This window comes from Nonomuraea sp. 3N208 (assembly GCF_052245935.1).
GTDB lineage: Bacteria > Actinomycetota > Actinomycetes > Streptosporangiales > Streptosporangiaceae > Nonomuraea.
The window spans coordinates 1-26,127 of sequence record NZ_JBQQBR010000013.1; the positions used below are offsets into that span (position 1 = coordinate 1).

General features: G+C 65.5%; 37 protein-coding genes. All 37 read left to right on the forward strand.

Going from position 1 to position 26,127, the window contains the following annotated elements; translation table 11 throughout:
- On the forward strand, positions 1-239 hold a 239-nt coding region (locus tag ACTWPT_RS20550; RefSeq protein WP_443179041.1), incomplete at its 5' end, for a hypothetical protein.
- Positions 240-255: 16 nt separating this feature from the next.
- Positions 256-4,134: a DNA-directed RNA polymerase subunit beta' gene (locus ACTWPT_RS20555; protein ID WP_443179042.1), complete on the forward strand. Its 3,879-nt coding sequence runs from the start codon at positions 256-258 to the stop codon at positions 4,132-4,134.
- 1,052 nt (positions 4,135-5,186) lie between these two features.
- Positions 5,187-5,561, forward strand: a complete 375-nt coding sequence (gene rpsL, locus ACTWPT_RS20560) for a 30S ribosomal protein S12 (RefSeq protein WP_049572713.1) — start codon at positions 5,187-5,189, stop codon at positions 5,559-5,561.
- Positions 5,562-5,563: 2 nt separating this feature from the next.
- Complete coding sequence (gene rpsG / locus ACTWPT_RS20565; protein WP_020542314.1) at positions 5,564-6,034, forward strand: 30S ribosomal protein S7; 471 nt, start codon at positions 5,564-5,566, stop codon at positions 6,032-6,034.
- 88 nt (positions 6,035-6,122) lie between these two features.
- Positions 6,123-8,171, forward strand: a complete 2,049-nt coding sequence (gene fusA, locus ACTWPT_RS20570; protein ID WP_443179043.1) for an elongation factor G — start codon at positions 6,123-6,125, stop codon at positions 8,169-8,171.
- A gap of 150 nt (positions 8,172-8,321) precedes the next feature.
- A complete protein-coding gene (gene tuf / locus ACTWPT_RS20575) occupies positions 8,322-9,515 on the forward strand; it encodes an elongation factor Tu (RefSeq protein ID WP_443179044.1) in 1,194 nt (397 codons plus the stop codon).
- A gap of 253 nt (positions 9,516-9,768) precedes the next feature.
- The gene (gene rpsJ / locus ACTWPT_RS20580) at positions 9,769-10,077 is read left to right on the forward strand and encodes a 30S ribosomal protein S10 (RefSeq protein ID WP_012887830.1); all 309 of its coding nucleotides are present in this window, start codon (positions 9,769-9,771) and stop codon (positions 10,075-10,077) included.
- Between the two features lie 14 nt (positions 10,078-10,091).
- Positions 10,092-10,745, forward strand: coding sequence for a 50S ribosomal protein L3 (gene rplC / locus ACTWPT_RS20585; protein ID WP_443179045.1), 654 nt, complete (start codon positions 10,092-10,094; stop codon positions 10,743-10,745).
- The gene (rplD, locus tag ACTWPT_RS20590) at positions 10,742-11,392 is read left to right on the forward strand and encodes a 50S ribosomal protein L4 (protein ID WP_443179046.1); all 651 of its coding nucleotides are present in this window, start codon (positions 10,742-10,744) and stop codon (positions 11,390-11,392) included. Before rplC ends, rplD begins: the two co-directional genes overlap by 4 nt.
- Complete coding sequence (gene rplW / locus ACTWPT_RS20595) at positions 11,392-11,694, forward strand: 50S ribosomal protein L23 (protein ID WP_443179047.1); 303 nt, start codon at positions 11,392-11,394, stop codon at positions 11,692-11,694. The genes rplD and rplW overlap by 1 nt, the downstream gene beginning before the upstream one ends.
- A 105-nt stretch (positions 11,695-11,799) precedes the next feature.
- Entirely contained in the window at positions 11,800-12,636 is an 837-nt protein-coding gene (gene rplB / locus ACTWPT_RS20600) for a 50S ribosomal protein L2 (protein ID WP_443179048.1), read from the forward strand.
- Between the two features lie 11 nt (positions 12,637-12,647).
- Positions 12,648-12,926 carry a 30S ribosomal protein S19 gene (gene rpsS, locus ACTWPT_RS20605; protein WP_138694758.1) on the forward strand — a complete coding sequence of 93 codons (279 nt, stop codon included), beginning with the start codon at positions 12,648-12,650 and terminating at the stop codon, positions 12,924-12,926.
- 30 nt (positions 12,927-12,956) lie between these two features.
- Complete coding sequence (rplV, locus tag ACTWPT_RS20610; protein ID WP_103960883.1) at positions 12,957-13,310, forward strand: 50S ribosomal protein L22; 354 nt, start codon at positions 12,957-12,959, stop codon at positions 13,308-13,310.
- Positions 13,310-14,146: a 30S ribosomal protein S3 gene (gene rpsC, locus ACTWPT_RS20615; RefSeq protein ID WP_443179049.1), complete on the forward strand. Its 837-nt coding sequence runs from the start codon at positions 13,310-13,312 to the stop codon at positions 14,144-14,146. The genes rplV and rpsC overlap by 1 nt, the downstream gene beginning before the upstream one ends.
- Positions 14,147-14,148: 2 nt before the next feature.
- Positions 14,149-14,568, forward strand: a complete 420-nt coding sequence (gene rplP, locus ACTWPT_RS20620) for a 50S ribosomal protein L16 (protein WP_305924409.1) — start codon at positions 14,149-14,151, stop codon at positions 14,566-14,568.
- An 82-nt stretch (positions 14,569-14,650) separates the two neighbouring features.
- Positions 14,651-14,887: a 50S ribosomal protein L29 gene (gene rpmC / locus ACTWPT_RS20625; RefSeq protein ID WP_336212882.1), complete on the forward strand. Its 237-nt coding sequence runs from the start codon at positions 14,651-14,653 to the stop codon at positions 14,885-14,887.
- A complete protein-coding gene (rpsQ, locus tag ACTWPT_RS20630) occupies positions 14,880-15,170 on the forward strand; it encodes a 30S ribosomal protein S17 (RefSeq protein ID WP_443179050.1) in 291 nt (96 codons plus the stop codon). Before rpmC ends, rpsQ begins: the two co-directional genes overlap by 8 nt.
- Positions 15,171-15,359: 189 nt before the next feature.
- Entirely contained in the window at positions 15,360-15,731 is a 372-nt protein-coding gene (gene rplN, locus ACTWPT_RS20635; protein ID WP_026214151.1) for a 50S ribosomal protein L14, read from the forward strand.
- A gap of 11 nt (positions 15,732-15,742) precedes the next feature.
- Positions 15,743-16,042 (forward strand): 50S ribosomal protein L24, encoded by a 300-nt coding sequence (rplX, locus tag ACTWPT_RS20640; protein ID WP_443179275.1) that lies wholly within the window; start codon positions 15,743-15,745, stop codon positions 16,040-16,042.
- Complete coding sequence (rplE, locus tag ACTWPT_RS20645; RefSeq protein ID WP_443179051.1) at positions 16,042-16,617, forward strand: 50S ribosomal protein L5; 576 nt, start codon at positions 16,042-16,044, stop codon at positions 16,615-16,617. The genes rplX and rplE overlap by 1 nt, the downstream gene beginning before the upstream one ends.
- A gap of 4 nt (positions 16,618-16,621) precedes the next feature.
- The gene (locus tag ACTWPT_RS20650; protein ID WP_090769707.1) at positions 16,622-16,807 is read left to right on the forward strand and encodes a type Z 30S ribosomal protein S14; all 186 of its coding nucleotides are present in this window, start codon (positions 16,622-16,624) and stop codon (positions 16,805-16,807) included.
- A 225-nt stretch (positions 16,808-17,032) separates the two neighbouring features.
- Positions 17,033-17,431 (forward strand): 30S ribosomal protein S8, encoded by a 399-nt coding sequence (rpsH, locus tag ACTWPT_RS20655; protein ID WP_020542297.1) that lies wholly within the window; start codon positions 17,033-17,035, stop codon positions 17,429-17,431.
- A 16-nt stretch (positions 17,432-17,447) separates the two neighbouring features.
- Positions 17,448-17,990: a 50S ribosomal protein L6 gene (gene rplF / locus ACTWPT_RS20660; protein ID WP_443179052.1), complete on the forward strand. Its 543-nt coding sequence runs from the start codon at positions 17,448-17,450 to the stop codon at positions 17,988-17,990.
- 2 nt (positions 17,991-17,992) lie between these two features.
- Positions 17,993-18,376 (forward strand): 50S ribosomal protein L18, encoded by a 384-nt coding sequence (gene rplR, locus ACTWPT_RS20665; RefSeq protein WP_327585753.1) that lies wholly within the window; start codon positions 17,993-17,995, stop codon positions 18,374-18,376.
- A gap of 25 nt (positions 18,377-18,401) precedes the next feature.
- Positions 18,402-19,031, forward strand: coding sequence for a 30S ribosomal protein S5 (gene rpsE / locus ACTWPT_RS20670; RefSeq protein WP_049572667.1), 630 nt, complete (start codon positions 18,402-18,404; stop codon positions 19,029-19,031).
- A gap of 2 nt (positions 19,032-19,033) precedes the next feature.
- Positions 19,034-19,216, forward strand: coding sequence for a 50S ribosomal protein L30 (gene rpmD / locus ACTWPT_RS20675; RefSeq protein ID WP_080043226.1), 183 nt, complete (start codon positions 19,034-19,036; stop codon positions 19,214-19,216).
- A 2-nt stretch (positions 19,217-19,218) separates the two neighbouring features.
- Positions 19,219-19,674 carry a 50S ribosomal protein L15 gene (gene rplO / locus ACTWPT_RS20680; protein WP_443179053.1) on the forward strand — a complete coding sequence of 152 codons (456 nt, stop codon included), beginning with the start codon at positions 19,219-19,221 and terminating at the stop codon, positions 19,672-19,674.
- 172 nt (positions 19,675-19,846) lie between these two features.
- Complete coding sequence (gene secY, locus ACTWPT_RS20685; RefSeq protein WP_443179054.1) at positions 19,847-21,154, forward strand: preprotein translocase subunit SecY; 1,308 nt, start codon at positions 19,847-19,849, stop codon at positions 21,152-21,154.
- A complete protein-coding gene (locus ACTWPT_RS20690; RefSeq protein WP_443179055.1) occupies positions 21,154-21,804 on the forward strand; it encodes an adenylate kinase in 651 nt (216 codons plus the stop codon). Before secY ends, ACTWPT_RS20690 begins: the two co-directional genes overlap by 1 nt.
- 109 nt (positions 21,805-21,913) lie before the next feature.
- Entirely contained in the window at positions 21,914-22,723 is an 810-nt protein-coding gene (gene map / locus ACTWPT_RS20695) for a type I methionyl aminopeptidase (protein WP_443179056.1), read from the forward strand.
- A gap of 34 nt (positions 22,724-22,757) precedes the next feature.
- Positions 22,758-23,180, forward strand: coding sequence for a DUF1707 SHOCT-like domain-containing protein (locus ACTWPT_RS20700; RefSeq protein WP_443179057.1), 423 nt, complete (start codon positions 22,758-22,760; stop codon positions 23,178-23,180).
- 103 nt (positions 23,181-23,283) lie between these two features.
- The gene (locus ACTWPT_RS20705) at positions 23,284-23,697 is read left to right on the forward strand and encodes a hypothetical protein (RefSeq protein ID WP_443179058.1); all 414 of its coding nucleotides are present in this window, start codon (positions 23,284-23,286) and stop codon (positions 23,695-23,697) included.
- 318 nt (positions 23,698-24,015) lie between these two features.
- Positions 24,016-24,237 (forward strand): translation initiation factor IF-1, encoded by a 222-nt coding sequence (gene infA, locus ACTWPT_RS20710; protein ID WP_012887858.1) that lies wholly within the window; start codon positions 24,016-24,018, stop codon positions 24,235-24,237.
- A 24-nt stretch (positions 24,238-24,261) separates the two neighbouring features.
- On the forward strand, positions 24,262-24,375 hold the full coding sequence (rpmJ, locus tag ACTWPT_RS20715; RefSeq protein ID WP_003956441.1) for a 50S ribosomal protein L36: 114 nt from the start codon (positions 24,262-24,264) through the stop codon (positions 24,373-24,375).
- 221 nt (positions 24,376-24,596) lie between these two features.
- A complete protein-coding gene (gene rpsM, locus ACTWPT_RS20720) occupies positions 24,597-24,977 on the forward strand; it encodes a 30S ribosomal protein S13 (RefSeq protein WP_443179059.1) in 381 nt (126 codons plus the stop codon).
- A gap of 45 nt (positions 24,978-25,022) precedes the next feature.
- Positions 25,023-25,427: a 30S ribosomal protein S11 gene (rpsK, locus tag ACTWPT_RS20725; protein WP_132337049.1), complete on the forward strand. Its 405-nt coding sequence runs from the start codon at positions 25,023-25,025 to the stop codon at positions 25,425-25,427.
- A gap of 20 nt (positions 25,428-25,447) precedes the next feature.
- The gene (gene rpsD, locus ACTWPT_RS20730) at positions 25,448-26,074 is read left to right on the forward strand and encodes a 30S ribosomal protein S4 (protein ID WP_443179060.1); all 627 of its coding nucleotides are present in this window, start codon (positions 25,448-25,450) and stop codon (positions 26,072-26,074) included.
- Positions 26,075-26,127 lie beyond the last annotated feature (53 nt).

The window sequence follows — 26,127 nt, forward strand, 5'->3', positions numbered from 1 at the left end:
GCCGCGTGAAGGTCTACGAGGCCATCGTCAAGGGCGAGAACATTCCCGAGCCCGGCATTCCGGAGTCCTTCAAGGTCCTCATCAAGGAAATGCAGTCGCTGTGCCTGAACGTCGAGGTGCTCTCCAGTGACGGCATGTCCATCGAGATGCGCGACACCGACGAGGACGTCTTCCGCGCCGCGGAGGAGCTCGGCATCGACCTGTCCCGGCGTGAGCCGAGCAGCGTGGAAGAAGTCTGAGGGGGAGATCGCACAAATGCTAGACGTCAACTTCTTCGACGAGCTCAGGATCGGTCTTGCGACCGCCGACGACATTCGTCAGTGGTCGCACGGCGAGGTCAAGAAGCCGGAGACGATCAACTACCGGACCCTCAAGCCGGAAAAGGACGGGCTCTTCTGCGAGAAGATCTTCGGCCCCACCCGGGACTGGGAGTGCTACTGCGGTAAGTACAAGCGCGTCCGGTTCAAGGGCATCATCTGTGAGCGCTGTGGCGTCGAGGTGACCCGGGCCAAGGTGCGTCGTGAGCGGATGGGCCACATCGAGCTGGCCGCGCCGGTCACGCACATCTGGTACTTCAAGGGCGTCCCGTCGCGCCTCGGCTACCTGCTCGACCTGGCCCCGAAGGACCTGGAGAAGGTCATCTACTTCGCGGCGTACATGATCACGCATGTCGACACCGAGATGCGTGAGCGTGACCTGCCCTCGCTGGAGGCGAAGATCTCCGTCGAGCGGCAGCACATCGAGCAGCGTCGTGACGCTGATGTCGAGGCCCGGCAGAAGAAGCTCGAGGGCGACCTGGCCGAGCTCGAGGCGGCCGGCGCCAAGGGCGACCAGCGCCGTAAGGTCCGCGAGGGCGCCGAGCGCGAGATGCGTCAGCTGCGCGACCGGGCCCAGCGTGAGCTGGACCGGCTCGACGAGGTCTGGAGCCGCTTCAAGAACCTCAAGGTCCAGGACCTCGAGGGCGACGAGCTGCTCTACCGCGAGATGCGCGACCGCTTCGGCCGCTACTTCAAGGGCGGCATGGGCGCGCAGGCGATCCAGGACCGCCTGATCAGCTTCGACCTCACCGCCGAGGCCGAAAACCTGCGCGAGACGATCCGCAGCGGCAAGGGCCAGAAGAAGGCCCGTGCGCTCAAGCGGCTCAAGGTGGTGTCGGCGTTCCTCAACACCACCAACTCGCCGCGTGGCATGGTGCTGGACTGCATTCCGGTCATCCCGCCGGACCTGCGCCCGATGGTGCAGCTCGACGGTGGCCGGTTCGCGACCTCCGACCTCAACGACCTCTACCGCCGGGTCATCAACCGGAACAACCGCCTCAAGCGTCTGCTCGACCTCGGCGCGCCCGAGATCATCGTGAACAACGAGAAGCGGATGCTCCAGGAGGCCGTGGACGCGCTGTTCGACAACGGCCGTCGCGGTCGCCCGGTCACCGGTCCCGGCAACCGTCCGCTGAAGTCCCTCAGCGACATGCTGAAGGGTAAGCAGGGTCGTTTCCGCCAGAACCTGCTGGGCAAGCGAGTCGACTACTCCGGCCGTTCGGTCATCGTCGTCGGCCCGCAGCTCAAGCTGCACCAGTGCGGTCTGCCCAAGCAGATGGCGCTGGAGCTGTTCAAGCCGTTCGTGATGAAGAGGCTCGTGGATCTCAACCACGCGCAGAACATCAAGTCGGCCAAGCGGATGGTCGAGCGCGCCCGCCCCGTGGTGTGGGACGTGCTCGAAGAGGTCATCACCGAGCACCCGGTGCTGCTCAACCGCGCCCCGACGCTCCACCGCCTGGGCATCCAGGCGTTCGAGCCGCAGCTGGTCGAGGGCAAGGCCATCCAGATCCACCCGCTCGTCTGCACCGCGTTCAACGCGGACTTCGACGGCGACCAGATGGCCGTGCACCTGCCGCTGTCGGCTGAGGCCCAGGCCGAGGCACGCATCCTGATGCTCTCGACCAACAACATCCTCAAGCCGGCCGACGGCAAGCCCGTGACGATGCCCACCCAGGACATGGTCATCGGCCTCTACTGGCTGACCACTCAGAAGGACGGCGCGATCGGCGAAGGCCGCGTGTTCGGCTCGATCGCCGAGGCGCAGATGGCCTTCGACCGCAGCGAGCTGGAGATCCAGGCGAAGATCCAGATCCGGTTGAAGGACGACGTCCTGCCGCCGCGCGACTGGGTGGCTCCCGATGGCTGGGAGCAGGGCGATGCGATCCGGCTGGAGACCACGTTCGGACGGTGCCTGTTCAATCAGACGCTGCCTGAGAGCTACCCGTTCGTCGACTTCCAGGTCGGCAAGAAGCAGCTGTCCACGATCGTGAACGAGCTGGCGGAGACCTACCCCAAGATCGAGGTCGCCAACTCGCTCGACGCGCTCAAGGACGCCGGCTTCCGCTGGGCGACCCGCTCCGGCGTCACGATCTCGATCGAGGACGTCGTCGCGCCGCCCAACAAGACCGACATCATGGAGAACTACGAGCGCCGGGCCGACAAGGTCCAGCGCGAGTACGAGCGCGGTCTGATCACCGACGAGGAGCGCCGTCAGGAGCTCATCGAGATCTGGACGCACGCGACGGCCGACGTCGAGACCGACATGGTCAACGCCTTCCCGGCGACCAACCCGGTCTGGATGATGGTCAACTCCGGCGCCCGTGGTAACAAGATGCAGGTCCGGCAGATCGCCGGCATCCGCGGTCTGGTGTCCAACACCAAGGGTGAGACGATCCCGCGGCCGATCAAGGCCTCGTTCCGCGAGGGTCTGTCGGTGCTGGAGTACTTCATCTCCACCCACGGTCAGCGGAAGGGTCTGGCCGACACCGCGCTGCGTACCGCCGACTCGGGTTACCTGACCCGTCGTCTGGTGGACGTGGCCCAGGACGTCATCGTGCGTGAGATCGACTGCGGCACCGACCGCGCCGTCCCGCTGCACGTGGCCGATCGGGACGCGACGGGCAACCTGGTCAAGGCGGAGAACGCCGAGTCCAACGTGCACGGCCGCATTCTGGCCGAGGACGTCGAGGTCGACGGCAAGGTCATCGTTCCCGCGGGTGTCGACATCAACGACATTCACGTGACGAAGCTGGTCGAGGCCGGGGTCGAGACCGTGCGCACGCGCAGCGCGCTCGTCTGCGAGGCGAAGATCGGTGTCTGCGCGACCTGCTACGGTCGCTCGCTGGCCACCGGCAAGCTCGTGGACGTCGGCGAGGCGGTCGGCATCATCGCCGCCCAGTCGATCGGCGAGCCCGGCACGCAGCTGACGATGCGGACCTTCCACACCGGTGGTGTGGCCGGCGCCGACATCACCCACGGTCTGCCCCGTGTCACGGAGCTGTTCGAGGCGCGCATCCCCAAGGGTGTCGCCCCGATCTCCGAGGCCGAGGGCCGGGCTCGCATCGACGAGACCGACAAGACCAGGAAGATCGTCATCACTCCGGACGACGGCTCGGAAGAGATCGCCTACCCGGTGTCGATGCGCTCGCGCCTGCTCGTGCAGGACGGCCAGCGGGTCACGGTCGGCCAGCAGCTGGTCGCCGGTGCGGTCAACCCCAACGAGGTGCTGCGTATCCTCGGCCCGCGGGCCGTGCAGCTGCACCTGGTGGCGGAGGTCCAGCAGGTCTACCGGTCCCAGGGTGTGTCGATCCACGACAAGCACATCGAGATCATCGTTCGGCAGATGCTCAAGCGCGTCAACGTGCTCGAGTCCGGTGACACCGACCTGCTGCCCGGTGAGCTCGTGGAGCGGCCGCGCTTCGAGCTGATGAACCGCGAGACCGTGGCGGAGGGCGGCTCTCCGGCCGCCGGTCGTCCGGTGCTCATGGGCATCACGAAGGCGTCGCTCGCGACCGAGTCGTGGCTGTCGGCGGCGTCCTTCCAGGAGACGACCAGGGTGCTGACGGACGCGGCGATCCACGCCAAGTCCGACTCGCTGCTGGGTCTGAAGGAAAACGTCATCATCGGTAAGCTCATCCCGGCCGGTACGGGCATGCCGCAGTACCGGAACATCCGGGTGGAGCCGACCGAAGAGGCCAAGGCGGCCATGTACACCGTCGGTGGCTACGACGGCTCCGCGGCCGACTACACCTTCGGCACCGGCAGCGGCGAGGCCGTCCCGCTGGAGGAGTACGACTTCGGCCAGTACAACCGGTGAATTCCTAGTCAGCTCTAGGTGACGCGCCCGGATCTCTCATCCGAGAGGCCCGCGCCGTCCAGGTGCTCTAGGCAACGCGCCCGGATCTCTCATCCGAGAGGCCCGCGCCGTCCAGGTGCTCTAGGCAACGCGCCCGAGTCTCTCGTCCGAGAGGCCCGGGCGCGTTGCTTTTCCGCCGAGGTGCTCGACGCGCTCGGGTCGCTCGTTCGACAGGCCCGCGCCGTCTGGGTGCTCTACGTGACGCGCTCGGGTCTCTCGTTCGACAGGCCCGCGCCGTCTGGGTGCTCTACGTGACGCGCTCGGGTCGCTCGTTCGACAGGCCCGCGCGCGTTGCTTTTCTGCGTGGGGTCCGTCGCGCAGGTGGACCGGGCGCGTGTCGCCAACCCCTTCTTTCGTTACGGCGGTGCCGTGGCCGCTCCAGACGCCGTACGGAGCTGAGGGCCCTCCAGGGAGACGGTTTCTGAGCCCTTCAGTGGCGAGCCGCCGTTACGGCGCACAGTGGGCCGGGTCCCTGGGCGAGGCGTGGGCCGCTGCGCCCCTCAGCGGTCTCCTGGCGGCCGTTACGGCGTGCTGTGGGGCTTGTTCCGTGGTTGGGCGGGAGACCCTGGGCGACAGGTCAATCGAACCCCGCGACACCTCGGGATACGGTCGTTGGTTGGTCGCGGTCGGGTGACGGTTGGGCGTACCGAGGACGGAACGCGGCGGGAGCCTATATCATTAACGTGGAGCTGTAGATGGGCTGGATGAATAGGCCCCAGCGATCCGGAGTGGCACGGCCTGTCGGCTTGCCGCGCCGTTTTGACGTGTCGCATGGGCCTGGGTAGTCTTGGACATCGTGCCCGTCTCTATGCGGGCTCTCGACCGTGCGCTCATTACGGGCGCGGGACGGCTTCCTGGCTCGTAATCCTCGCGGGACGTCTGCGTGAATAGCGCGACACGCCCGAGCGCGGGGGCGCCGAGACAGACAAAACCAGCAGGTCATGACACCGGCAGAACCTGCGAAATGCATCACAACTGACGTAACACCGGCCAAGGCACGAAACGGAGTGGCAGTGCCCACTATTCAGCAGTTGGTCCGTAAGGGCCGGCAGGACAAGGTCTCCAAGACCAAGACTCCTGCCCTTAAGGGGAGTCCGCAGCGGCGCGGCGTGTGCCAGCGCGTTTACACCACGACTCCGAAGAAGCCCAACTCGGCACTGCGCAAGGTGGCCCGCGTTCGGCTCACGAACGGCATCGAGGTCACGGCCTACATCCCCGGTGTGGGTCACAACCTGCAGGAGCACTCCATCGTGCTCGTGCGTGGCGGTCGTGTGAAGGACCTGCCTGGTGTTCGTTACAAGATCATCCGCGGTTCGCTCGACACCCAGGGTGTCCGCAACCGCAAGCAGGCCCGTAGCCGCTACGGCGCGAAGAGGGAGAAGAGCTAACAATGCCTCGTAAGGGATCTCCTGGCCGTCGTCAGCTCATGGCTGACCCGGTTTACAGCTCGCCGCTGGTCACCGCTCTGATCAACAAGGTGCTCCTGGACGGCAAGCGCTCCATCGCGCAGTCGATCGTCTACGGCGCCCTCGAGGGCTGCAGGGAGAAGACGGGCAACGACCCGGTCGTCACCCTGAAGCGCGCGCTCGACAACGTCAAGCCCACCCTCGAGGTCCGCAGCCGCCGGGTCGGTGGCGCGACCTACCAGGTGCCGGTCGAGGTGCGCGCCGCGCGCAGCACCACCCTGGCCCTGCGCTGGCTGGTGCAGTACTCCCGCGCCCGCCGCGAGAAGACCATGACTGAGCGCCTCATGAACGAGCTCCTCGACGCCAGCAACGGCCTCGGGGCGAGCGTCAAGAAGCGTGAGGACACCCACAAGATGGCCGAGTCCAACAAGGCCTTCGCCCACTACCGCTGGTAACAGCGGGTTCGACGAGACGACGAGGACGCGAGTTAAAGTGGCCGCTACGACCGCTCTTGACCTGGCCAAGGTCCGCAACATTGGGATCATGGCCCATATCGACGCGGGCAAGACCACCACGACCGAGCGCATCCTGTTCTACACCGGCATCAACTACAAGATCGGTGAAGTCCACGAGGGCGCTGCCACGATGGACTGGATGGAGCAGGAGCAGGAGCGCGGCATCACGATCACGTCTGCCGCGACCACCTGTGAGTGGATCGGTCACACCATCAACATCATCGACACTCCGGGTCACGTCGACTTCACCATCGAGGTGGAGCGTTCGCTCCGCGTCCTCGACGGTGCGGTCGCCGTGTTCGACGGCGTCGCGGGTGTCGAGCCGCAGTCGGAGACGGTGTGGCGCCAGGCTGACCGCTACGAAGTTCCGCGGATCTGCTTCGTCAACAAGATGGACCGGGTCGGCGCGGAATTCCACCGCTGCGTCGAGATGATGGTCACCCGCCTGGGTGCGACCCCGGCCGTGATCCAGCTTCCGTGGGGCGTTGAGGCCGACTTCAAGGGCGTCATCGACCTCATCAAGATGAAGGGTCTCATCTGGAGCGCCGAGGCCGCCAAGGGCGAGATGTACGACACCGTCGACATCCCGGCCGACCACGCCGAGGCCGCTCGCGAGTGGCGGGACCGTCTCATCGAGACTGTCGCCGAGAACGACGACGAGCTGATGGAGCTCTTCCTCGAGGGCCAGGAGCCCACCGAGGAGCAGCTGGTCGCGGCCATTCGCCGCGCCACGCTGGCCAGCGCCATCAACCCGGTGCTGTGCGGGACCGCGTTCAAGAACAAGGGCGTGCAGCCCCTGCTCGACGCGATCGTCGCCTACCTCCCCGCCCCGACCGACCTCAAGGCGTTCAAGGGTCATGCGGTCGGCAAGGAGGACCAGGTGATCGAGCGTCACGCGGACCCGGCCGAGCCGTTCTCTGCTTTGGCGTTCAAGATTGCCAGTGACCCCCACCTGGGCAAGCTCACCTACATCCGCATCTACTCCGGCACGCTCGACACCGGTTCACAGGTTGTCAACTCTGTGAAGGGCAAGAAGGAGCGGATCGGCAAGATCTACCAGATGCACGCCAACAAGCGCGAAGAGCGCCCCTCGGCGATCGCTGGTCAGATCGTGGCGGTCATGGGTCTGAAGGACACCACCACCGGTGACACCCTCTCTGACCCGTCGAACCAGGTCGTCCTCGAGTCGATGACGTTCCCGGCTCCGGTGATCAACGTCGCCATCGAGCCCAAGACCAAGGGCGACCAGGAGAAGCTGTCGACCGCGATCCAGCGGCTGGCCGAGGAGGACCCGTCCTTCCAGGTCCGCCGTGACGAGGAGACCGGCCAGACGGTCATCTGGGGCATGGGCGAGCTTCACCTGGAGATCCTCGTCGACCGTATGCGTCGCGAGTTCAAGGTCGAGGCCAACGTCGGTCGTCCGCAGGTGGCCTACCGCGAGACGATCCGCCGCAAGGTGGAGAAGCTCGACTACACCCACAAGAAGCAGACCGGTGGTTCCGGTCAGTTCGCGCGGGTCATCATCAACCTCGAGCCGCTGGGCGAGGGCAACGACGGCTACGAGTTCGAGAACAAGGTCACGGGTGGCCGGGTCCCGAGGGAGTACATCCCCTCGGTCGACGCGGGCGCTCAGGAGGCCGCCGAGTTCGGCGTGCTGGCCGGATACCCGATGGTCGGCGTGAAGGTTACGCTGGTCGACGGTGCCGCGCACGACGTCGACTCCTCGGAAATGGCGTTCAAGATCGCTGGCTCGATGGCCTTCAAGGAGGCCGCGCGCAAGGCGGACGCCGTGCTCCTCGAGCCGATGATGGCCGTCGAGGTCACCACGCCCGAGGACTACATGGGTGACGTCATCGGAGACCTCAACGGCCGCCGCGGGCAGATCCAGTCCATGGACGAGCGGGCCGGCGCCCGTGTCGTCACGGCGCTCGTGCCGCTGTCTGAGATGTTCGGCTACGTGGGTGACCTGCGTAGCAAGACGCAGGGGCGGGCGAGCTACAGCATGCAGTTCGACTCCTACTCGGAGGTGCCTCCGGGCATCGCCAAGGAGATCGTCGCGAAGGCCCGGGGCGAGTAGTTCCTGGTCCGATCCCGTGAGGGATCGGGTCAGGACTTCTGTCCTGGTCCCTGGTGGGGTGGTGAGAGCCACCCCGCCGCCAAGGGGTTCGGGAGTTCCCGGGCCCGAGTGTGTAGACGAAAGTCAGTCAGATTCTCAAGGAGAGAACCAGTGGCTAAGGCCAAGTTCGAGCGGACCAAGCCGCACATGAACATCGGCACCATTGGGCACATCGACCACGGCAAGACCACGCTGACCGCGGCGATCACCAAGGTGCTTCACGACCGTTTCCCCGAGCTGAACAAGGCGACCCCGTTCGACAAGATCGACAAGGCGCCCGAGGAGAAGGCTCGCGGCATCACGATCTCGATCGCGCACGTCGAGTACCAGACGGAGAAGCGTCACTACGCGCACGTTGACTGCCCGGGTCACGCGGACTACGTCAAGAACATGATCACCGGTGCCGCTCAGATGGACGGCGCCATCCTCGTGGTCGCCGCCACCGACGGCCCGATGCCGCAGACGAAGGAGCACGTCCTCCTGGCCCGCCAGGTCGGCGTCCCCTACATCGTCGTGGCCCTCAACAAGGCCGACATGGTCGACGACGAGGAGATCCTCGAGCTCGTCGAGCTGGAGGTCCGTGAGCTCCTGTCCGCTCAGGAGTTCCCCGGCGACGACCTGCCGGTCGTCCGCGTCTCCGCGCTCAAGGCTCTCGAGGGCGACGAGAAGTGGGCCGACAGCATCGTCGAGCTGATGAACGCCGTGGACGAGAACGTTCCCGAGCCGCCGCGTGAGACGGACAAGCCGTTCCTCATGCCGGTCGAGGACGTCTTCTCGATCACCGGTCGCGGCACGGTCGTCACCGGCCGTATCGAGCGCGGTGTCGTCAAGGTCAACGAGCAGGTCGACATCATCGGCATCAAGCCGGAGAAGACGACCACCACCGTCACCAGCATCGAGATGTTCAACAAGATGCTCGACACGGGCGAGGCCGGCGACAACGCCGCCCTGCTGCTCCGCGGCATCAAGCGCGACGAGGTCGAGCGCGGCCAGTGCATCATCAAGCCGGGCACGACCACCCCGCACACCGAGTTCACCGGCCAGGTCTACATCCTGTCCAAGGACGAGGGCGGCCGCCACACGCCGTTCTTCAACAACTACCGTCCGCAGTTCTACTTCCGTACGACTGACGTGACCGGTGTCGTGCACCTCCCTGAGGGCACCGAGATGGTCATGCCGGGCGACAACACCGAGATGCGCGTTGAGCTGATCCAGCCCATCGCCATGGAGGACGGCCTCAAGTTCGCGATCCGTGAGGGTGGCCGCACCGTCGGCGCCGGCCGGGTCGTGAAGATCATCAAGTAGCTAGACCGTCGGGGCGGCGGTCGGCCCCGAACCTTCGGGTCCGACCGTCGCACCACGTAAGGGCTCCACGTAAAGGGCCGTGATCCAGCAGTAGCTTCGGCCTCGTGACCGAAGTCACTGCCGGATCACGGAAGAAAAGGCAGATCGACTGCGTCTGCCTCGTGGGGTCACGCAGGCTTTGACCTGCACCAGCACAGCGGCAACAGGCCGCACGATACTTTTTCAGACGACAGCGAAGGACACCGAGGCCATTATGGCGGGACAGAAGATCCGCATCCGGCTTAAGGCCTATGACCACGAGGTCATCGATAGCTCGGCCAAGAAGATTGTCGAGACGGTGACGCGGACTGGCGCGAAGGTCGCGGGCCCGGTGCCGCTGCCGACCGAGAAGAACGTGTACTGCGTCATCCGCTCGCCGCACAAGTACAAGGACAGCCGCGAGCACTTCGAGATGCGCACGCACAAGCGGCTGATTGACATCATCGATCCGACGCCCAAGACGGTTGACTCGCTCATGCGGCTCGACCTTCCCGCGGGCGTCGACATTTCGATCAAGCTCTGAGGGAACGCACTGACATGGCTAAGACGATCAAGGGCGTCCTGGGCAAGAAGCTCGGCATGACCCAGGTCTTCGACGCGGACAACCGGATGGTTCCGGTGACCGTGGTCGAGGCCGGTCCGTGCGTGGTGACCCGCGTCCGTACTCCCGAGAAGGACGGCTACGCCGCCGTACAGCTCGGCTTCGGGCAGGTCGACCCCAGGAAGGTCAACAAGCCGCTCGGCGACTACCTGCGCAAGCACGACATCACCCCGCGCCGTTACTTCGCGGAGATCCGCACCGACGACGCGAGCGACTACACCCTGGGCCAGGAGCTGCTGGCCGACACCTTCGAGGCCGGCCAGTTCGTCGACGTGACGGGCAAGAGCAAGGGCAAGGGCTTCGCCGGTGTCATGAAGCGGCACGGCTTCGGTGGTCTGGGCGCGTCGCACGGTACGCAGCGCAAGCACCGCTCGCCGGGTTCCATCGGTGGCTGCGCCACCCCGGGCCGCGTATTCAAGGGCCTCCGCATGGCTGGTCGGATGGGTAACGTCCGCACCACTGTGCAGAGCCTCAAAGTTCACTCCGTGGACGCCGAGAACGGTCTCATCCTGATCAAGGGTGCGATCCCCGGCGCCAACGGCAGCCTGGTCCTCGTCCGCACCGCTGCCAAGAAGGGGGCATCCAAGTGAGCACCACTATCGACGTCCTCGACCCCAGCGGGGCGAAGACCGGCACGATTGACCTGCCCGAGGACATCTTCGGCACCAAGGTCAACATTCCGCTGATCCACCAGGTGGTCGTGGCCCAGCTCGCCGCTCGCCGGCAGGGCACCCACAAGGCCAAGACCCGTGGTGAGGTCTCCGGCGGTGGCAAGAAGCCGTACCGCCAGAAGGGCACCGGCCGCGCCCGTCAGGGCTCGACCCGTGCGCCGCAGTTCGCCGGCGGTGGCGTCGTCCACGGCCCCGTGCCGCGTGACTACGCGCAGCGCACGCCCAAGAAGATGAAGGTCGCCGCCCTGCGTGGCGCCCTGTCCGACCGCGCGAGCGGCGGCCGCGTCCACGTGGTCAGCTCGGTGGTCCCGGGGGAGACCCCCAAGACCAAGGCCGCGCTGGAGGCGCTGCGCAAGGTCACGCAGGCTCCCCGGGTGCTCCTCGTGGTAGACGAGGCCGATGAGCTGACGTGGCTGAGCCTGCGCAACGCCCCTGAGGTCCACCTGCTGGACGCGGGGCAGCTCAACACGTACGACGTGCTCGTGTCCGACGACGTGGTCTTCACCCAGGAGGCGTACGACCAGGTTGTCGCTCGGCTGAGCGGCAGCGGGAAGGAAGAGGCCTGATGGAGAAGATCGCCGACCCGCGTGACGTCATCATCAAGCCGGTCGTCTCTGAGAAGAGCTACGGCCTGATCGATGAGCACAACAAGTACACGTTCCTGGTGAAGAAGACCGCGAACAAGACCGAGGTCAAGATCGCTGTTGAGCAGATCTTCGGGGTCAAGGTCACCGATGTGAACACGATCAACCGGCAGGGCAAGCGCAAGCGCACCCGTACCGGCTTCGGCAAGCGTCCCGACACCAAGCGCGCGATCGTGAGCCTGGTCGAGGGCGATCGGATCGACATCTTCGGTCAGATCGGCTAGCAGCCTTAGAAGTGAGCGTGGGTCGTAGGCCTGCGCGGGGCTGAGACCGTCGCACTTCGGTGCGGCGGGCTCACCCATGTAACCGACGAAGGATGAACGAAAAAGATGGGCATCCGTAAGTACAAGCCGACCACTCCGGGTCGCCGCGGATCGAGTGTCTCGGACTTCTCCGAGATCACCCGCAGCGAGCCCGAGAAGTCGTTGCTTGCGCCCCTTCATGGCAAGGGCGGCCGCAACGTACACGGCCGGGTCACCGCGCGCCACCAGGGCGGCGGTCACAAGCGCGCCTACCGGATCATTGACTTCCGTAGGCATGACAAGGACGGCATTCCGGCAAAGGTCGCTCACATCGAGTACGACCCCAACCGCACCGCCAATATCGCTCTGCTCCACTACGCCGACGGCGAGAAGCGCTACATCATCGCGCCGACGGGCCTCAAGCAGGGCGACCGTATCGAGAACGGCCCCGCGGCCGACATCAAGCCGGGCAACTGCCTGCCGCTGCGCAACATCCCGACCGGTACCTTCATCCACGCGGTGGAGCTCCGTCCGGGCGGCGGCGCCAAGCTCGGCCGTAGCGCGGGCGCCCAGATCCAGCTGCTCGCCAAGGAAGGCCAGTACGCCACCCTGCGTATGCCGTCCGGTGAGATGCGCATGGTCGACGTGCGCTGCCGGGCGTCGGTCGGTCAGGTCGGCAACGCCGAGCAGGCCAACATCAACTGGGGCAAGGCCGGCCGTATGCGGTGGAAGGGCAAGCGCCCCACCGTCCGCGGTGTCGCGATGAACCCCGTCGACCACCCGCACGGTGGTGGTGAGGGCAAGACCTCCGGTGGTCGCCACCCGGTGAACCCGAAGGGTAAGCCCGAGGGCCGCACCCGCCAGGCCAACAAGTCCAGCGACCGGCTGATCATCCGTCGTCGGAGCAAGAGGAAGAAGCGGTAGGAGCAGCCGAAATGCCACGTAGCCTTAAGAAGGGTCCCTTTGTGGACGACCACCTTCAGAAGAAGGTCGAAGTCCAGAACGAGAAGGGCACCAAAACCGTCATCAAGACGTGGTCGCGGCGCTCCATGATCGTTCCCGACATGCTCGGGCACACGATCGCCGTGCACGACGGCCGCAAGCACGTCCCGGTGTTCATCACCGAGTCGATGATCGGCCACAAGCTCGGAGAGTTCGCCCCGACGCGGACGTTCCGCAGCCACGTCAAGGACGACCGGCGCAGCCGGCGATAGACGCCTTCAGAAGCATTAGAGGAGTAAGCGATGGAAGCCAGGGCTCAGGCACGGTTCGTCCGTGTCACGCCCCTCAAGGCCCGCCGCGTGGTGGACCTTATTCGCGGGCTGCCCGCTTCGGAGGCGCAGGCCGTGCTGCAGTTCGCTCCCCAGTCGGCGAGCGAGCCGATCTACAAGGTGCTCAGCAGCGCCATGGCGAACGCTGAGCACAACTTCGATCTCGACCCGAGCACGCTCGTCGTGAGCCGCGCGTGGGTCGACGAGGGCCCGACGCTGAAGCGGTTCCGTCCGCGTGCACAGGGTCGCGCCTATCGGATCAACAAGCGGACAAGCCACATCACTGTGATCGTGGAGTCCCGCGAGCCGAAGGGAAGGACCCGATAGTGGGCCAGAAGGTTAACCCGCACGGGTTCCGCCTCGGCATCACGACCGACTTCAAGAGCCGGTGGTACGCCGACAAGCTGTACAAGTCGTACGTCGCCGAGGACGTGGCGATCCGCCGCATGCTGCAGAAGGGCATGGAGCGGGCCGGCATCTCCAAGGTCGAGATCGAGCGCACCACGGATCGCGTGCAGGTGGACATCCACACCGCGCGTCCGGGCATCGTGATCGGCCGGCGCGGCGCCGAGGCGGACCGTATCCGTGGCGACCTGGAGAAGCTGACCAAGAAGCAGGTCCAGCTCAACATCCTCGAGGTCAAGAACCCGGAGATCGACGCGCAGCTCGTCGCGCAGGGCGTGGCCGAGCAGCTGTCCAGCCGTGTCTCGTTCCGCCGTGCCATGCGCAAGGCGATGCAGTCGGCCATGAAGTCCGGCGCCAAGGGCATCCGTGTCCAGTGCGCCGGTCGTCTGGGCGGCGCCGAGATGTCGAGGTCGGAGTTCTACCGCGAGGGCCGGGTGCCGCTGCACACGCTCCGCGCGGACATCGACTACGGCTTCTACGAGGCCCGTACGACCTTCGGCCGCATTGGCGTGAAGGTCTGGATCTACAAGGGCGAGGCTCCGACCAGCCGCGCCGAGCGCGAGGCGGCTGCCGCCGGTGCTCGTGCCGGCCAGCGTCGCGAGCGCGACGACCGTCGTGGCGGTGGCGAGCGTCCCCGCCGTGGTGGTGGTGGTGACCGTCCGCGTCGCGGCGGCGGCCGCGCCCCCCGTACTGAGGCCGCCTCCCAGGCTGCCCCCGAGACCGGCCCGGCCGCGCAGCCGGGTGCTGAAGGGAGCTGACCATGCTGATCCCGCGCAGGGTCAAGCACCGCAAGCAGCACCGGCCCGACCGCAGCGGAGCCGCCAAGGGCGGCACCAGGGTCACGTTCGGCGAGTTCGGCATCCAGGCGATTGAGCACTCCTACGTGACCAACCGCCAGATCGAGTCCGCTCGTATCGCCATGACCCGTCACATCCGCCGTGGCGGCAAGGTGTGGATCAACATCTACCCCGACCGTCCCCTCACCAAGAAGCCCGCCGAGACCCGCATGGGTTCCGGTAAGGGCTCGCCGGAGTGGTGGATCGCCAACGTCAAGCCCGGACGCGTGATGTTCGAGCTGTCCGGCGTGGCGGAGTCGGTCGCGCGTGAGGCGCTCACCAGGGCGATCCACAAGCTGCCAATGAAGTGCAAGATCGTTAAGCGTGAAGTGGGTGAGGCCTGATGTTCGCTTCGCGAACCACAAGCTGCCAATGCTGCGCTTATTCAACAAGCAAGATTGTTAAGCGTGAAGTGGGTGAGGCGTGATGGCTAAGAGCCTGACCGCCGGCGAGCTGCGAGTGGAGGACCAGGACACCCTGGTCCAGAAGCTCAAGGAGGCCAAGGAGGAGCTTTTCAACCTCCGCTTCCAGGCGGCGACCGGTCAGTTGGAGAGCCACGGGCGGCTGCGTGCCGTCCGCCGCGAGATCGCCCGTATCTACACCGTGATGCGCGAGCGCGAGCTGGGCATCGTCACGGTCGAGAAGGAGACGAGCGATGGCTGAGACCGAGACCACCGAGAACACGACCGAGGACGGGCGGAACTTCCGCAAGGTCCGCGAGGGCCTCGTCGTCAGCGACAAGATGGACAAGACCGTCGTCGTCGCCGTCGAGGACCGCGTGAAGCACCGCCTGTACGGCAAGGTCATCCGCCGTACGACCAAGTACAAGGCACACGACGAGGCCAACGCCTGCGGCGTCGGCGACCGCGTGCTGCTCATGGAGACCCGCCCCCTCTCCGCCACCAAGCGGTGGAGGGTCGTGGAGATCCTCGAGAAGGCCAAGTAGGCCCTCTCGCATATACCGCGCCTCGTGGGGGCTCTGAGAGCCCCCATGACGGCGTCCAAGGACGCGGGGCCAGTGGTCCCGCGTCGCCTGCGGTGCGGGCCTCTGAGAGGGCTGTGGCCGTGGGAACAAGACAACGACGGTTCCGCCAGGCTCAGAAATGAGAACCGGCGCGACTAACAGGAGTTCAACGTGATCCAGCAGGAGTCGCGGCTCAAGGTCGCCGACAACACGGGCGCGAAGGAGATCCTTTGCATCCGTGTGCTCGGTGGCTCGGGCCGACGCTACGCCGGTATCGGCGACGTCATCGTCGCCACTGTCAAGGACGCGCTGCCCGGCAGCACTGGCGTCAAGAAGGGCGATGTGGTCAAGGCCGTCATCGTCCGCACGGTCAAGGAGCGCCGCCGGCCCGACGGCTCCTACATCCGCTTCGACGAGAACGCCGCCGTCATCATCAAGGACAGCGGTGACCCTCGCGGCACTCGTATCTTCGGCCCGGTCGGCCGCGAGCTGCGTGACAAGAAGTTCATGCGCATCATCTCGCTCGCCCCGGAGGTGCTGTAATGCCGAAGTCGTTGCATGTGAAGAAGGGTGACCTGGTCCAGGTCGTTGCCGGCAAGGACAAGGGTGCCAAGGGCCGTGTGATCGCCGCTCTTCCGAGCGAGGACCGCGTGGTGGTCGAGGGCGTCAACATGATCAAGAAGCACTCGAAGGAGACCCACCAGGGTCCGCGCGGCGCCAAGACCGGCGGCGTGCAGACCATGGAAGCCGCGATCCACGTCTCGAACGTGAAGAAGCTCAAGGACGACAAGCCCGCCGACGAGAAGCCGGCCGACGAGAAGCCGGCCGACGAGAAGACGGGTGAGGACAGCTGATGACCGCCACGACCACTGAGACCGAGCGTCAGACGCCGCGACTCAAGACGAAGTACCGCGAGGAGATCGCGCAGCAGCTTCGTGAGCAGTTCGGCATCGAGAACGTCATGCAGATCCCGGCCCTGACCAAGATCAAGGTCAACATGGGCGTCGGCGAGGCGGCTCGCGACTCGAAGCTCATCGAGGGCGCCGTCCGCGACCTCACCGCGATCACCGGCCAGAAGCCGGCCGTGGTCCGGGCCCGCAAGTCCATCGCCCAGTTCAAGCTGCGCGAGGGCATGCCGATCGGTGCGCACGTCACGCTGCGCGGCGACCGCATGTGGGAGTTCTTGGACCGGCTGCTGTCGCTGGCGCTGCCCCGTATCCGGGACTTCCGCGGCCTGTCGCCCAAGCAGTTCGACGGCAACGGCAACTACACGTTCGGTCTGACCGAGCAGGTCATGTTCCACGAGGTCGACCAGGACAAGGTCGACCGGCCGCGGGGCATGGACATCACGATCGTGACCACCGCGAAGAACGACGACCAGGGCCGGGCGCTGCTGAAGCTCCTCGGCTTCCCCTTCAAGGAGGCCTGATCCAATGGCGAAGAAGTCGCTGATCGCCAAGGCGGGGCGCAAGCAGAAGTTCGAGGTCCGGGCCTACACCCGGTGCACGCGTTGTGGCCGGCCGCGCGCCGTCTACCGCAAGTTCGGGCTTTGCCGCGTGTGCTTCCGCGAGATGGCGCACCGGGGCGAGCTGCCCGGCATCACCAAGTCGAGCTGGTAGATACCCTGGGGGGCGGCCCCGCGTCGCCCCCCTGTCAATAGAAGACCGGACGCTCTGTGTAGCGTCCATGACCACGCCGAAGGTCCACCGGTAGAGCACGGAGAGGTAGCCGAAGCGAGACGCTGAGGGATGCGAAGCAGCCCTCAGGGAGCAAGCTGAGGCGGACTCGACCATTAGCACTGCTTGGCCGACTGGAAACCGCGGCGAGGAAGGCCACTGGCCATCATGACGATGACCGACCCGATCGCAGACATGCTGACACGTCTGCGTAACGCAAACTCGGCGTACCACGACAGCGTGTCGATGCCGTATTCGAAGATCAAGGCGCACATCGCCGAGATCCTCCAGCAGGAGGGCTACATCCAGGCCTGGACCGTCGAAGACGCCAAGGTCGGGAAGAACCTCGTGGTGGAGCTCAAGTTCGGGCCCACCCGTGAGCGGTCGCTCGCGGGCCTGCGCCGGGTTTCCAAGCCCGGTCTGCGGGTTTATGCGAAGAAGGACAACCTGCCTCGAGTCCTGGGCGGACTGGGCGTCGCGATCATCTCGACGTCCCACGGCCTCATGACCGACAAGCAGGCCGGCAAGCGTGGTGTGGGCGGGGAAGTCCTCGCCTACGTCTGGTAGAGGGGAGGAACACAGCATGTCGCGAATCGGACGGCTGCCCATCCCTGTGCCCAGCGGCGTAGACATCACGATCGACGGCCAGGATGTCCAGGTCAAGGGCCCGAAGGGCACGCTTTCTCACAAGGTCGCCGAGCCCATCAAGGTGGCTCGGGACGACGACGGCGCCATCGCCGTCAGCCGGCCCAACGACGAGAACAAGGTCCGTGCGCTGCACGGCCTGTCCCGGACGCTGATCGCCAACATGGTGCAGGGCGTCACTCAGGGCTACTCGAAGTCCCTGGAGATCGTCGGCGTCGGTTACCGCGTCGCGGCCAAGGGCCCGACGCAGCTGGAGTTCTCGCTGGGCTTCAGCCACCCGGTCATCGTCGACGCTCCCGAGGGCGTCTCCTTCCGCGTCGAGAGGCCGACCCTGTTCCACGTGGACGGCATCGACAAGCAGAAGGTCGGCGAGGTCGCGGCCAACATCCGCAAGTTGCGCAAGCCAGACCCGTACAAGGGCAAGGGCGTGCGTTACCAGGGCGAACAGATCCGCCGCAAGGTCGGAAAGGCTGGTAAGTAGGCATGGCTCCGAAGACTGCGTTCAGCAAGCACACGGCTGCCCGCACCGTCTCGCGGGCTCGCCGTCACCGCCGCGTCCGCAAGAACGTCGTCGGTACGACCGCGCGCCCGCGCCTGGTCGTCAACCGTTCGACCCGTCACATGTTCGTCCAGATCGTGGACGACACCGTCGGCCACACGCTGGTGAGCGCGTCCACCATGGACCCCTCGCTGCGCTCGCTGGAGGCGGACAAGACGGAGAAGGCCAAGAAGGTCGGCGAGCTCCTCGCTCAGCGGGCCAAGGAAGCCGGGATCACGGCGGTCGTCTTCGACCGCGGTGGCAACCGCTACGCCGGTCGCATCGCGGCCCTGGCGGACAGCGCCCGCGAAGGCGGGCTCGAATTCTGATGGCAACTGAGATGAGGAACCACTGATGGCTGCAGCTCCGCGTCGCGGTGGCGGCACCGGTGGCGAGCGGCGTGACCGTCGTGACGATCGCCGCGGTGGCGCCGCCGACAAGGGCGTCTCGTACATCGAGCGCGTAGTGAAGATCAACCGAGTGGCCAAGGTCGTGAAGGGTGGTCGTCGCTTCAGCTTCACCGCCCTCGTCGTCGTCGGCGACGGCAACGGCCTGGTCGGCGTCGGCTACGGCAAGGCCAAGGAAGTCCCCGCGGCCATCGCCAAGGGCGTCGAGGAAGCGAAGAAGCACTTCTTCAAGGTGCCCCGCATCCAGGGCACCATCCCGCACACCGTGCAGGGTGAGGAGGCGGCCGGCGTCGTCTTCCTGCGTCCGGCCTCGGCCGGTACCGGCGTCATCGCCGGTGGCCCGGTGCGTGCGGTGCTGGAGTGCGCGGGCATCCACGACGTGCTGTCCAAGTCGCTCGGCTCGGACAACCCGATCAACATCGTGCACGCCACCGTGGCGGCTCTGAAGGGCCTTTCCCGGCCCGAGGAGATCGCCGCCCGCCGTGGCCTGCCGATCGAGGACGTGGCTCCGGCCCGGATGCTCAAGGCTCAGCGCGAGGGCATCGCGGAGGCCGCGGCCGCGAAGGCGGTGAGCTAGTCATGGCACGCCTGAAGATCACTCAGGTTCGCTCGAAGATCGGTGGCAAGCAGAACCAGCGTGACTCGCTGCGTTCGCTTGGCCTGAAGCGAATCGGCGATGTCGTCGTCAAGGAGGACCGGCCCGAGATTCGCGGCATGGTCTCCGTGGTGACGCACCTCGTCGAGGTGGAAGAGGTCGACTAGTCATGACTGACAACGCTCCGCTCAAGATTCACGACCTGCGTCCCGCCCCCGGCGCCAACAAGGCCAAGGTCCGCAAGGGCCGTGGCGAGGCGTCGAAGGGCAAGACGGCCGGTCGCGGCACCAAGGGCAGCCACGCCCGCACGACGGTCCCCCTCGGTTTCGAGGGTGGCCAGGTGCCGCTGCAGAGGCGTCTGCCGAAGCTCAAGGGCTTCTCGAACGCCCTGTTCAAGACGACCTACCAGGTCGTCAATCTCGACAGGCTCGGCGAGCTGTTCCCCGAGGGTGGCGAGGTCACCGTCGAGGCGCTGGTCGCCAAGGGTGCTGTTCGTAAGAACCAGCTCGTCAAGGTGCTCGGCACCGGCGAGATCTCGGTCGCGGTGAACGTGCAGGCTCACGCCTTCTCGTCCGCCGCGAAGGAGAAGATCGCCGCCGCCGGTGGCTCCGTTACCGAGCTGTAGTAACGCTATGACGAGGCGTGGGGGCTCTGACAATGGGCCCCCACGCCCGTAGTGCGTTAGAGTTCGCAGACGGCAGGCTTCTGTCCGGCTCGTTTGACAATGAGACTCAGATGACAGATTCCCGCACCATCGCCGCACACTCACATCGCCTTATAGGCGCGCAGGAGGGACCGTGCTGACCGCGTTTACCCGGGCGTTCCGGACGCCGGACCTGCGCAAGAAGTTGCTCTTCACCCTGGGCATCATCGCGCTTTTCCGTCTCGGCTCGGTTCTTCCGACTCCGGGAGTTCACGTACAGAATCTGGCGGCCTGTTTCAACCAGGCGCGCGCTGATCAAGACACCGGCAACATCTACGGGATGGTGCAGCTGTTCAGCGGCGGCGCCCTCCTGAAACTTTCAGTGTTCGCGCTCGGCATCATGCCGTACATCACCGCGAGCATCATTCTCCAGCTGCTCGTCGTCGTGATCCCGCGCCTCGAGGCGCTGAAGAAGGAAGGCCAGTCCGGCCAGACCAAGATCACGCAGTACACGCGTTATCTGACCATCGGACTCGCGGTCCTGCAGTCGACCGCGTTCATCGCCCTGGCCCGCACCGGCCAGCTCTTCCCGAACTGCCAGCAGGACGTCCTGCTCGACCCCGACAACATCTTCGGCATCGTCACGATGGTGGTCATCATGACGGCCGGCACGTCCGTCATCATGTGGCTGGGCGAGCTGATCACCGACCGGGGCGTCGGCAACGGCATGTCCATTCTGATCTTCACCCAGATCGTCGCGGTCTTCCCGTCCGAGTTGGCCAACATCTTCCAGGCCAACAAGTTCACCTTCGCCGTCGTCATGGTGGTCGGCATCTTCATGATCGCCGCGGTGGTCTTCGTCGAGCAGGGGCAGCGGCGCATTCCCGTCCAGTACGCCAAGCGCATGGTCGGTCGCAGGATGTACGGCGGCACCTCCACCTACATCCCGCTCAAGGTCAACCAGGCCGGCATCATTCCGGTCATCTTCGCTTCCTCGCTGCTCTACCTGCCGCAGCTGGTGACGTCGCTCTTCCAGACCACCGACAACGTGGTGATCCGGTGGATCTCACAGAACCTGGCCACGGGCGACACGCCGATCTACATGGCCACGTTCTTCGCGCTGATCGTCTTCTTCACGTACTTCTACGTGTCCATCACGTTCAACCCCACTGAAGTCGCCGACAACATGAAGAAGTACGGTGGTTTCATTCCGGGCATCCGCCCCGGCCGGCCGACGGCTGAATACCTGAACTTCGTGCTCACCCGTCTGACCACACCGGGCGCGATCTATCTGGGTCTGATCTCCATGGTCCCGATCGTCGCGCTGGCGGTGGCCGGTGCGAGCCAGAACTTCCCGTTCGGAGGGACGAGCATTCTGATCATGGTAGGCGTCGGACTGGACACGGTTAAGCAGGTTGAGAGCCAGCTTCAGCAGCGTAATTACGAAGGCTTCCTGCGGTAGTGCGTCTCGTTCTGGTCGGGCCCCCCGGAGCGGGTAAGGGGACACAGGCCCAGTACATCGCATCGAACCTGTCCATCCCGAAGATCTCGACAGGTGACATCTTCCGTGCCAACGTTTCGGGGGGCACGGATCTTGGCAAGCTCGCCAAGACATATATGGACCGTGGCGACCTGGTGCCCGACGAGGTCACCATCGCCATGGTCCGTGACCGTCTCTCGGAGCCGGACGCGCAGGACGGCTTCCTGCTCGACGGCTTCCCGCGGAATGTCGCGCAGGCGGAGATCCTGCGCGACATGCTCAAGGACTGGGGCCAGGCACTGGACCTCGTCCTTGAGCTCGTCGTGGACGACGACGAGGTGGTCAGGCGGCTGGCCGGCCGGCGCACGTGCAGCCAATGCGGCCGTATCTGGCACGTCGAGTTCGATGACAAGAAGGACGACAGGTGCGACGCGTGCGGGGGCGCGCTGTTCCAGCGGGACGACGACAAGGAGGAGACCGTTCGGCACCGCCTGGAGGTCTACCAGGAGCAGACGGCGCCGCTGGTCTCGTACTACGCCGATGAGGGCATCCTCGTGGGGGTCGACGCGACCGGTCCGGTCGAGGAAGTCACCCAGCGAGCCATGGAGGCGATCCGCCCGTTCATGGGCTAGCTGCGGCGGCACCGATGTGCGGAGGTGGCACGGGTTTCCGTGCCACCTCGCGGCTATTGTGGGGGAATTGGGCCCCCAGGTGGCCCGTTGAGACCCAGGGGGGCAGAACATGTTCAAGAGGAACCGCCACGGAATCCAGATCAAGTCACCAGAGCAGCTCGAGAAGATGCGGGCGGCGGGGCTGGTGGTCGGGCGCACGCTCGACCTGCTGAAGCGCTCGGTCGAGCCCGGCATGACGCCGCTCGACCTGGACTCCATCGCCGAGAAGGCGATCAGGGGCGAGGGCGCGGTCCCGTCGTTCAAGGGCTACCAGGGCTTTCCCGCGACGATCTGCGCGTCGGTGAACGACGAGGTGGTGCACGGCATCCCGGGCGACGCCCGCGAGCTGCGCGAGGGCGACATCATCTCGATCGACTGCGGTGCCATCCTCGATGGCTGGCATGGCGACTCGGCGGTCACGGTCCCGGTCGGCGAAGTGGATCCCAAGCTCACGGAGCTGATGCGGGTCACGGAAGAGTCCATGTGGCGCGGCATCGCGGCGCTGCGGCCTGGCCGCCACCTGTCCGACATCGGCCACGAGATCGAGCGGTACGTCAAGTCGCAAGGCCGGTTCGGCATCCCTCAGGAGTACGGCGGCCACGGTATCGGCACCGAGATGCACATGGACCCGTGGATCGCCAACCACGGCCGGCCAGGCCGGGGCCCGGTGCTGGAGGAGGGCATGTGCCTGGCCATCGAGCCGATGGTCAACCTGGGCACGGAGCGTACGCGTGTGCTGGCCGACGACTGGACCGTGGTGACGATCGACGGCAAGGCCTCCGCACACTTCGAACACAGCGTTGCCGTGACACATAATGGTCCTTGGGTGCTGACCGCCCTTGACGGGGGCAAGGAGCGCCTAACTCAACTGCAGACCTAGCCCTGGAGTGGGTGGGATGGCGAACAGCCCCGAAATGCGAGCATCCGACTCCGACCGCGACCGGGTGGCCGCCATCCTTCGCGAGCACACCGCCGAGGGCCGCATCTCGATGGACGAGTTCAACGAGCGGCTCGAAGAGCTCTACAAGAGCAAGACGTATGGTGAGCTCGCCAAGCTGACGGCCGACCTGCCCGACGTGGACCTGCGCAACCGGCCCGCCAAGCAGGCGAAGGCCATCGAAAGCAAAGACGGCATGCATTCGGGCATGAAGGCGGCCTGGGGCGCCTGGGCCATGGCCAGCGGGATCAACTGGGTCATCTGGCTGATCGTGAGCATTTCGGCGGGCGGCGGGGTCTATCCGTGGCCGATGTGGGTGATGGGGCCGTGGGGCGTGATTTTGCTGGTGAGCACCATTTTCGGGAGCGATCCGCCGAAGAAGAACAAGAAGAAGAAGTAGGACATTGTGCATTAGTGCACTGTGTGGATTCGTGCGCAGAACGGATAAGCGCGACTTCCTAACGTGAGCGGTGTCGGGAACACGACTCACGGAGGAAATCCAAATGCGTAAGGTCCTCGCAGCTGCCGCCCTCGCCGGTTCGATCGCCGTCACCGGCCTCGCCATCGCCGCCCCCGCCGCCCAGGCGGCCACCGCAACCCAGACCGCCGCCTCGACGGCGACGTCGATGGGCAACTGGGGCAAGTACTACTCCAGCAACCACAAGGCCTACACCTACGGCAAGACCTGGAAGCAGAACGGCAAGGTCTACACGAAGTGGTACGGCAAGGAGTCCACGTCGAAGCACGGCTACGTGTGGTTCAAGTACTACTCCAGCGGTAGCTGGCACAAGTTCTACCGCGAGTGGAACGGGTCGTACAGCGAGACCTGGTCCAAGCACGGGATCAAGAAGCTGTACACCTACACCTGCTGGGGCGGCAAGTTCTCCTACTGCGGCTCGCCGCACCGCATCTACTAGTCATCTCATGTCGCGAGGCACCGCACTGCCCTGTGAGCCCCATCCCCTGGAAGGCCCGCCGAGTTCTCTCCCTCGGCGGGCCTTCCGCTGTGTGCCTCAGGCCCCAAGAACGTGGGGTAGACTGTCACGTGGTTGTGTCAGGACACCTGGCACGCGTTTCGCGTTTTGAAGTCAGGTGTCGTACACTCCTTAGTCGGCTCACTATGACTATCACGCGTCGGCGGTCCTTGCTGACCGTCGCTCTCTTCGAAGCGTGAAGGTCGCGGCTGCGTAGTGAACCGGAGCCTCAGACGACCGATCAGTGAAACGCGAGGAATTTTGGCCAAGAAAGACGGCGCCATCGAGATCGAGGGCACTGTGGTTGAGTCGCTCCCGAACGCCATGTTCCGGGTGCAGCTCGACAACGGCCATAAGGTCCTGGCCCACATCAGCGGACGGATGCGGATGCACTACATCCGGATCCTTCCAGACGACCGGGTAGTCGTTGAACTGAGCCCCTACGACCTGAGTCGTGGGCGGATCGTCTACCGATACAAGTAAGACGTCTGAGGAACACAAAGGACAATGAAGGTAAAGCCGAGCGTCAAGAAGATCTGCGACAAGTGCAAGGTGATCCGCCGGCACGGTCGCGTCATGGTGATCTGCGACAACCTGCGCCACAAGCAGCGCCAGGGCTAGTCGCCGCAAGGCTTCTCCGAGTCCGCCCCGCGAGGGAGCGGGCTCGACGCATGAGAAGCCTGCAACAGTTAGCGCGTTTCACACCCGGGTAGGCAGGCCTTTTCGTAAGGACCTGAACCACTCGGAAGACCCCCGGTCGGAGGCCGGGGCCCTCACCCCGGGCATTGGGGAGGGGCAGTGAGGCGCAAGACCTCCGCCACAAAGAAGGAGAATGCCCGACCATGGCTCGCCTGGTTGGCGTCGACCTCCCCCGCGACAAGCGGCTGGAGATCGCTCTCACCTACATTTTCGGAATCGGCCGCACCCGCGCCCAGGAGATCCTCCAGGCCACCGGTGTCAGCGGCGACCTCCGGGTCCACCAGCTCTCCGACACCGAGCTCGTCCCGATGCGTGACTACATCGAGGCGAACTTCAAGATCGAGGGTGACCTGCGCCGCGAGGTCCAGGCCGACATTCGTCGCAAGATCGAAATCGGTTGCTACCAGGGCATCCGGCACCGCAAGGGCCTGCCCGTGCACGGTCAGCGCACGCAGACCAACGCGCGCACCCGTAAGGGCAAGAAGAAGACCGTCGCCGGCAAGAAGAAGCCCGGTAAGAAGTAGTCCACGCAGCCGCGGGACCGAAGACCTCAGGAGTAATGGCAAACAATGCCTCCTAAGAGCCGTCAGGGCGCACCGAAGAAGGTGCGCCGCAAGGAGAAGAAGAACGTCGCTCACGGGCACGCCCACATCAAGAGCACGTTCAACAACACGATCGTTTCGATCACTGACCCGCTTGGGAACGTGATCTCCTGGGCCAGCGCCGGCCACGTGGGTTTCAAGGGCTCCAGGAAGTCCACCCCGTTCGCCGCGCAGATGGCTGCGGAAAACGCCGCTCGCCGCGCCATGGAGCACGGCATGCGTAAGGTCGACGTCTTCGTCAAGGGTCCCGGCTCCGGCCGTGAGACCGCGATCCGCTCGCTGCAGGCCACCGGCCTCGAGGTGGGTTCGATCCAGGACGTCACGCCGGTTCCGCACAACGGTTGCCGCCCGCCCAAGCGCCGCCGCGTCTGAATCCCAGGAGATAGAGAGAAATGGCTCGTTACACGGGCGCGGACTGCAAGCTCTGCCGTCGCGAGAAGACCAAGCTCTTCCTCAAGGGCAGCAAGTGCGAGTCCGCCAAGTGCCCCATCGAGATCCGTCCTTACCCGCCGGGTGAGCACGGCCGCGGACGCCCCAAGGAGTCCGAGTACCAGCTTCAGCTTCGTGAGAAGCAGAAGACCCGCCGCATCTACGGCGTCCTCGAGAAGCAGTTCCGCAACTACTACGAGGAAGCTGCGGGCAAGAGCGGCAAGTCGGGTGAGGTGCTGCTCCAGATCCTGGAGACCCGTCTCGACAACGTCATCTACCGCGCCGGGTTCGCCCAGTCGCGTGACGCCGCTCGCCAGCAGGTGCGCCACGGCCACATTCTGGTGAACGGCAAGAAGGTGGACATCCCGTCCTACCGCGTTCGCGAGCACGACATCATCGAGGTCCGCGAGAACAAGCGCAACCTGCTGCCCTACGAGGTCGCTCGGGCGACCGCTGGCGAGCGCTCTGTTCCCGCGTGGCTCGGCGTCGTGCCCGACAAGCTCCGCGTCCTGGTTCACCAGCTGCCGGTTCGCCAGCAGATCGACACCCAGGTGCAAGAGCAGCTCATCGTCGAGTACTACTCGAAGTGAGCCTGAGTTGAGGTGCGGGTTTCCGCACCTCAACTATGCTTTTTATCGGAGTG

What these genes read in the sequence shown, in the direction of transcription:
- ACTWPT_RS20555 (WP_443179042.1), top strand. Translation starts at nt 256, where the DNA reads ATGCTAGACGTCAACTTCTTCGACGAGCTCAGGATCGGTCTTGCGACC.
- rpsG (WP_020542314.1), top strand. Translation starts at nt 5,564, where the DNA reads ATGCCTCGTAAGGGATCTCCTGGCCGTCGTCAGCTCATGGCTGACCCG.
- fusA (WP_443179043.1), top strand. Translation starts at nt 6,123, where the DNA reads ATGGCCCATATCGACGCGGGCAAGACCACCACGACCGAGCGCATCCTG.
- rpsJ (WP_012887830.1), top strand. Translation starts at nt 9,769, where the DNA reads ATGGCGGGACAGAAGATCCGCATCCGGCTTAAGGCCTATGACCACGAG.
- rplC (WP_443179045.1), top strand. Translation starts at nt 10,092, where the DNA reads ATGGCTAAGACGATCAAGGGCGTCCTGGGCAAGAAGCTCGGCATGACC.
- rplW (WP_443179047.1), top strand. Translation starts at nt 11,392, where the DNA reads ATGGAGAAGATCGCCGACCCGCGTGACGTCATCATCAAGCCGGTCGTC.
- rplB (WP_443179048.1), top strand. Translation starts at nt 11,800, where the DNA reads ATGGGCATCCGTAAGTACAAGCCGACCACTCCGGGTCGCCGCGGATCG.
- rpsS (WP_138694758.1), top strand. Translation starts at nt 12,648, where the DNA reads ATGCCACGTAGCCTTAAGAAGGGTCCCTTTGTGGACGACCACCTTCAG.
- rplV (WP_103960883.1), top strand. Translation starts at nt 12,957, where the DNA reads ATGGAAGCCAGGGCTCAGGCACGGTTCGTCCGTGTCACGCCCCTCAAG.
- rplP (WP_305924409.1), top strand. Translation starts at nt 14,149, where the DNA reads ATGCTGATCCCGCGCAGGGTCAAGCACCGCAAGCAGCACCGGCCCGAC.
- rpmC (WP_336212882.1), top strand. Translation starts at nt 14,651, where the DNA reads ATGGCTAAGAGCCTGACCGCCGGCGAGCTGCGAGTGGAGGACCAGGAC.
- rpsQ (WP_443179050.1), top strand. Translation starts at nt 14,880, where the DNA reads ATGGCTGAGACCGAGACCACCGAGAACACGACCGAGGACGGGCGGAAC.
- rplE (WP_443179051.1), top strand. Translation starts at nt 16,042, where the DNA reads ATGACCGCCACGACCACTGAGACCGAGCGTCAGACGCCGCGACTCAAG.
- ACTWPT_RS20650 (WP_090769707.1), top strand. Translation starts at nt 16,622, where the DNA reads ATGGCGAAGAAGTCGCTGATCGCCAAGGCGGGGCGCAAGCAGAAGTTC.
- rpsH (WP_020542297.1), top strand. Translation starts at nt 17,033, where the DNA reads ATGACGATGACCGACCCGATCGCAGACATGCTGACACGTCTGCGTAAC.
- rplF (WP_443179052.1), top strand. Translation starts at nt 17,448, where the DNA reads ATGTCGCGAATCGGACGGCTGCCCATCCCTGTGCCCAGCGGCGTAGAC.
- rplR (WP_327585753.1), top strand. Translation starts at nt 17,993, where the DNA reads ATGGCTCCGAAGACTGCGTTCAGCAAGCACACGGCTGCCCGCACCGTC.
- rpsE (WP_049572667.1), top strand. Translation starts at nt 18,402, where the DNA reads ATGGCTGCAGCTCCGCGTCGCGGTGGCGGCACCGGTGGCGAGCGGCGT.
- rpmD (WP_080043226.1), top strand. Translation starts at nt 19,034, where the DNA reads ATGGCACGCCTGAAGATCACTCAGGTTCGCTCGAAGATCGGTGGCAAG.
- rplO (WP_443179053.1), top strand. Translation starts at nt 19,219, where the DNA reads ATGACTGACAACGCTCCGCTCAAGATTCACGACCTGCGTCCCGCCCCC.
- map (WP_443179056.1), top strand. Translation starts at nt 21,914, where the DNA reads ATGTTCAAGAGGAACCGCCACGGAATCCAGATCAAGTCACCAGAGCAG.
- ACTWPT_RS20700 (WP_443179057.1), top strand. Translation starts at nt 22,758, where the DNA reads ATGCGAGCATCCGACTCCGACCGCGACCGGGTGGCCGCCATCCTTCGC.
- ACTWPT_RS20705 (WP_443179058.1), top strand. Translation starts at nt 23,284, where the DNA reads ATGCGTAAGGTCCTCGCAGCTGCCGCCCTCGCCGGTTCGATCGCCGTC.
- rpmJ (WP_003956441.1), top strand. Translation starts at nt 24,262, where the DNA reads ATGAAGGTAAAGCCGAGCGTCAAGAAGATCTGCGACAAGTGCAAGGTG.
- rpsM (WP_443179059.1), top strand. Translation starts at nt 24,597, where the DNA reads ATGGCTCGCCTGGTTGGCGTCGACCTCCCCCGCGACAAGCGGCTGGAG.
- rpsK (WP_132337049.1), top strand. Translation starts at nt 25,023, where the DNA reads ATGCCTCCTAAGAGCCGTCAGGGCGCACCGAAGAAGGTGCGCCGCAAG.
- rpsD (WP_443179060.1), top strand. Translation starts at nt 25,448, where the DNA reads ATGGCTCGTTACACGGGCGCGGACTGCAAGCTCTGCCGTCGCGAGAAG.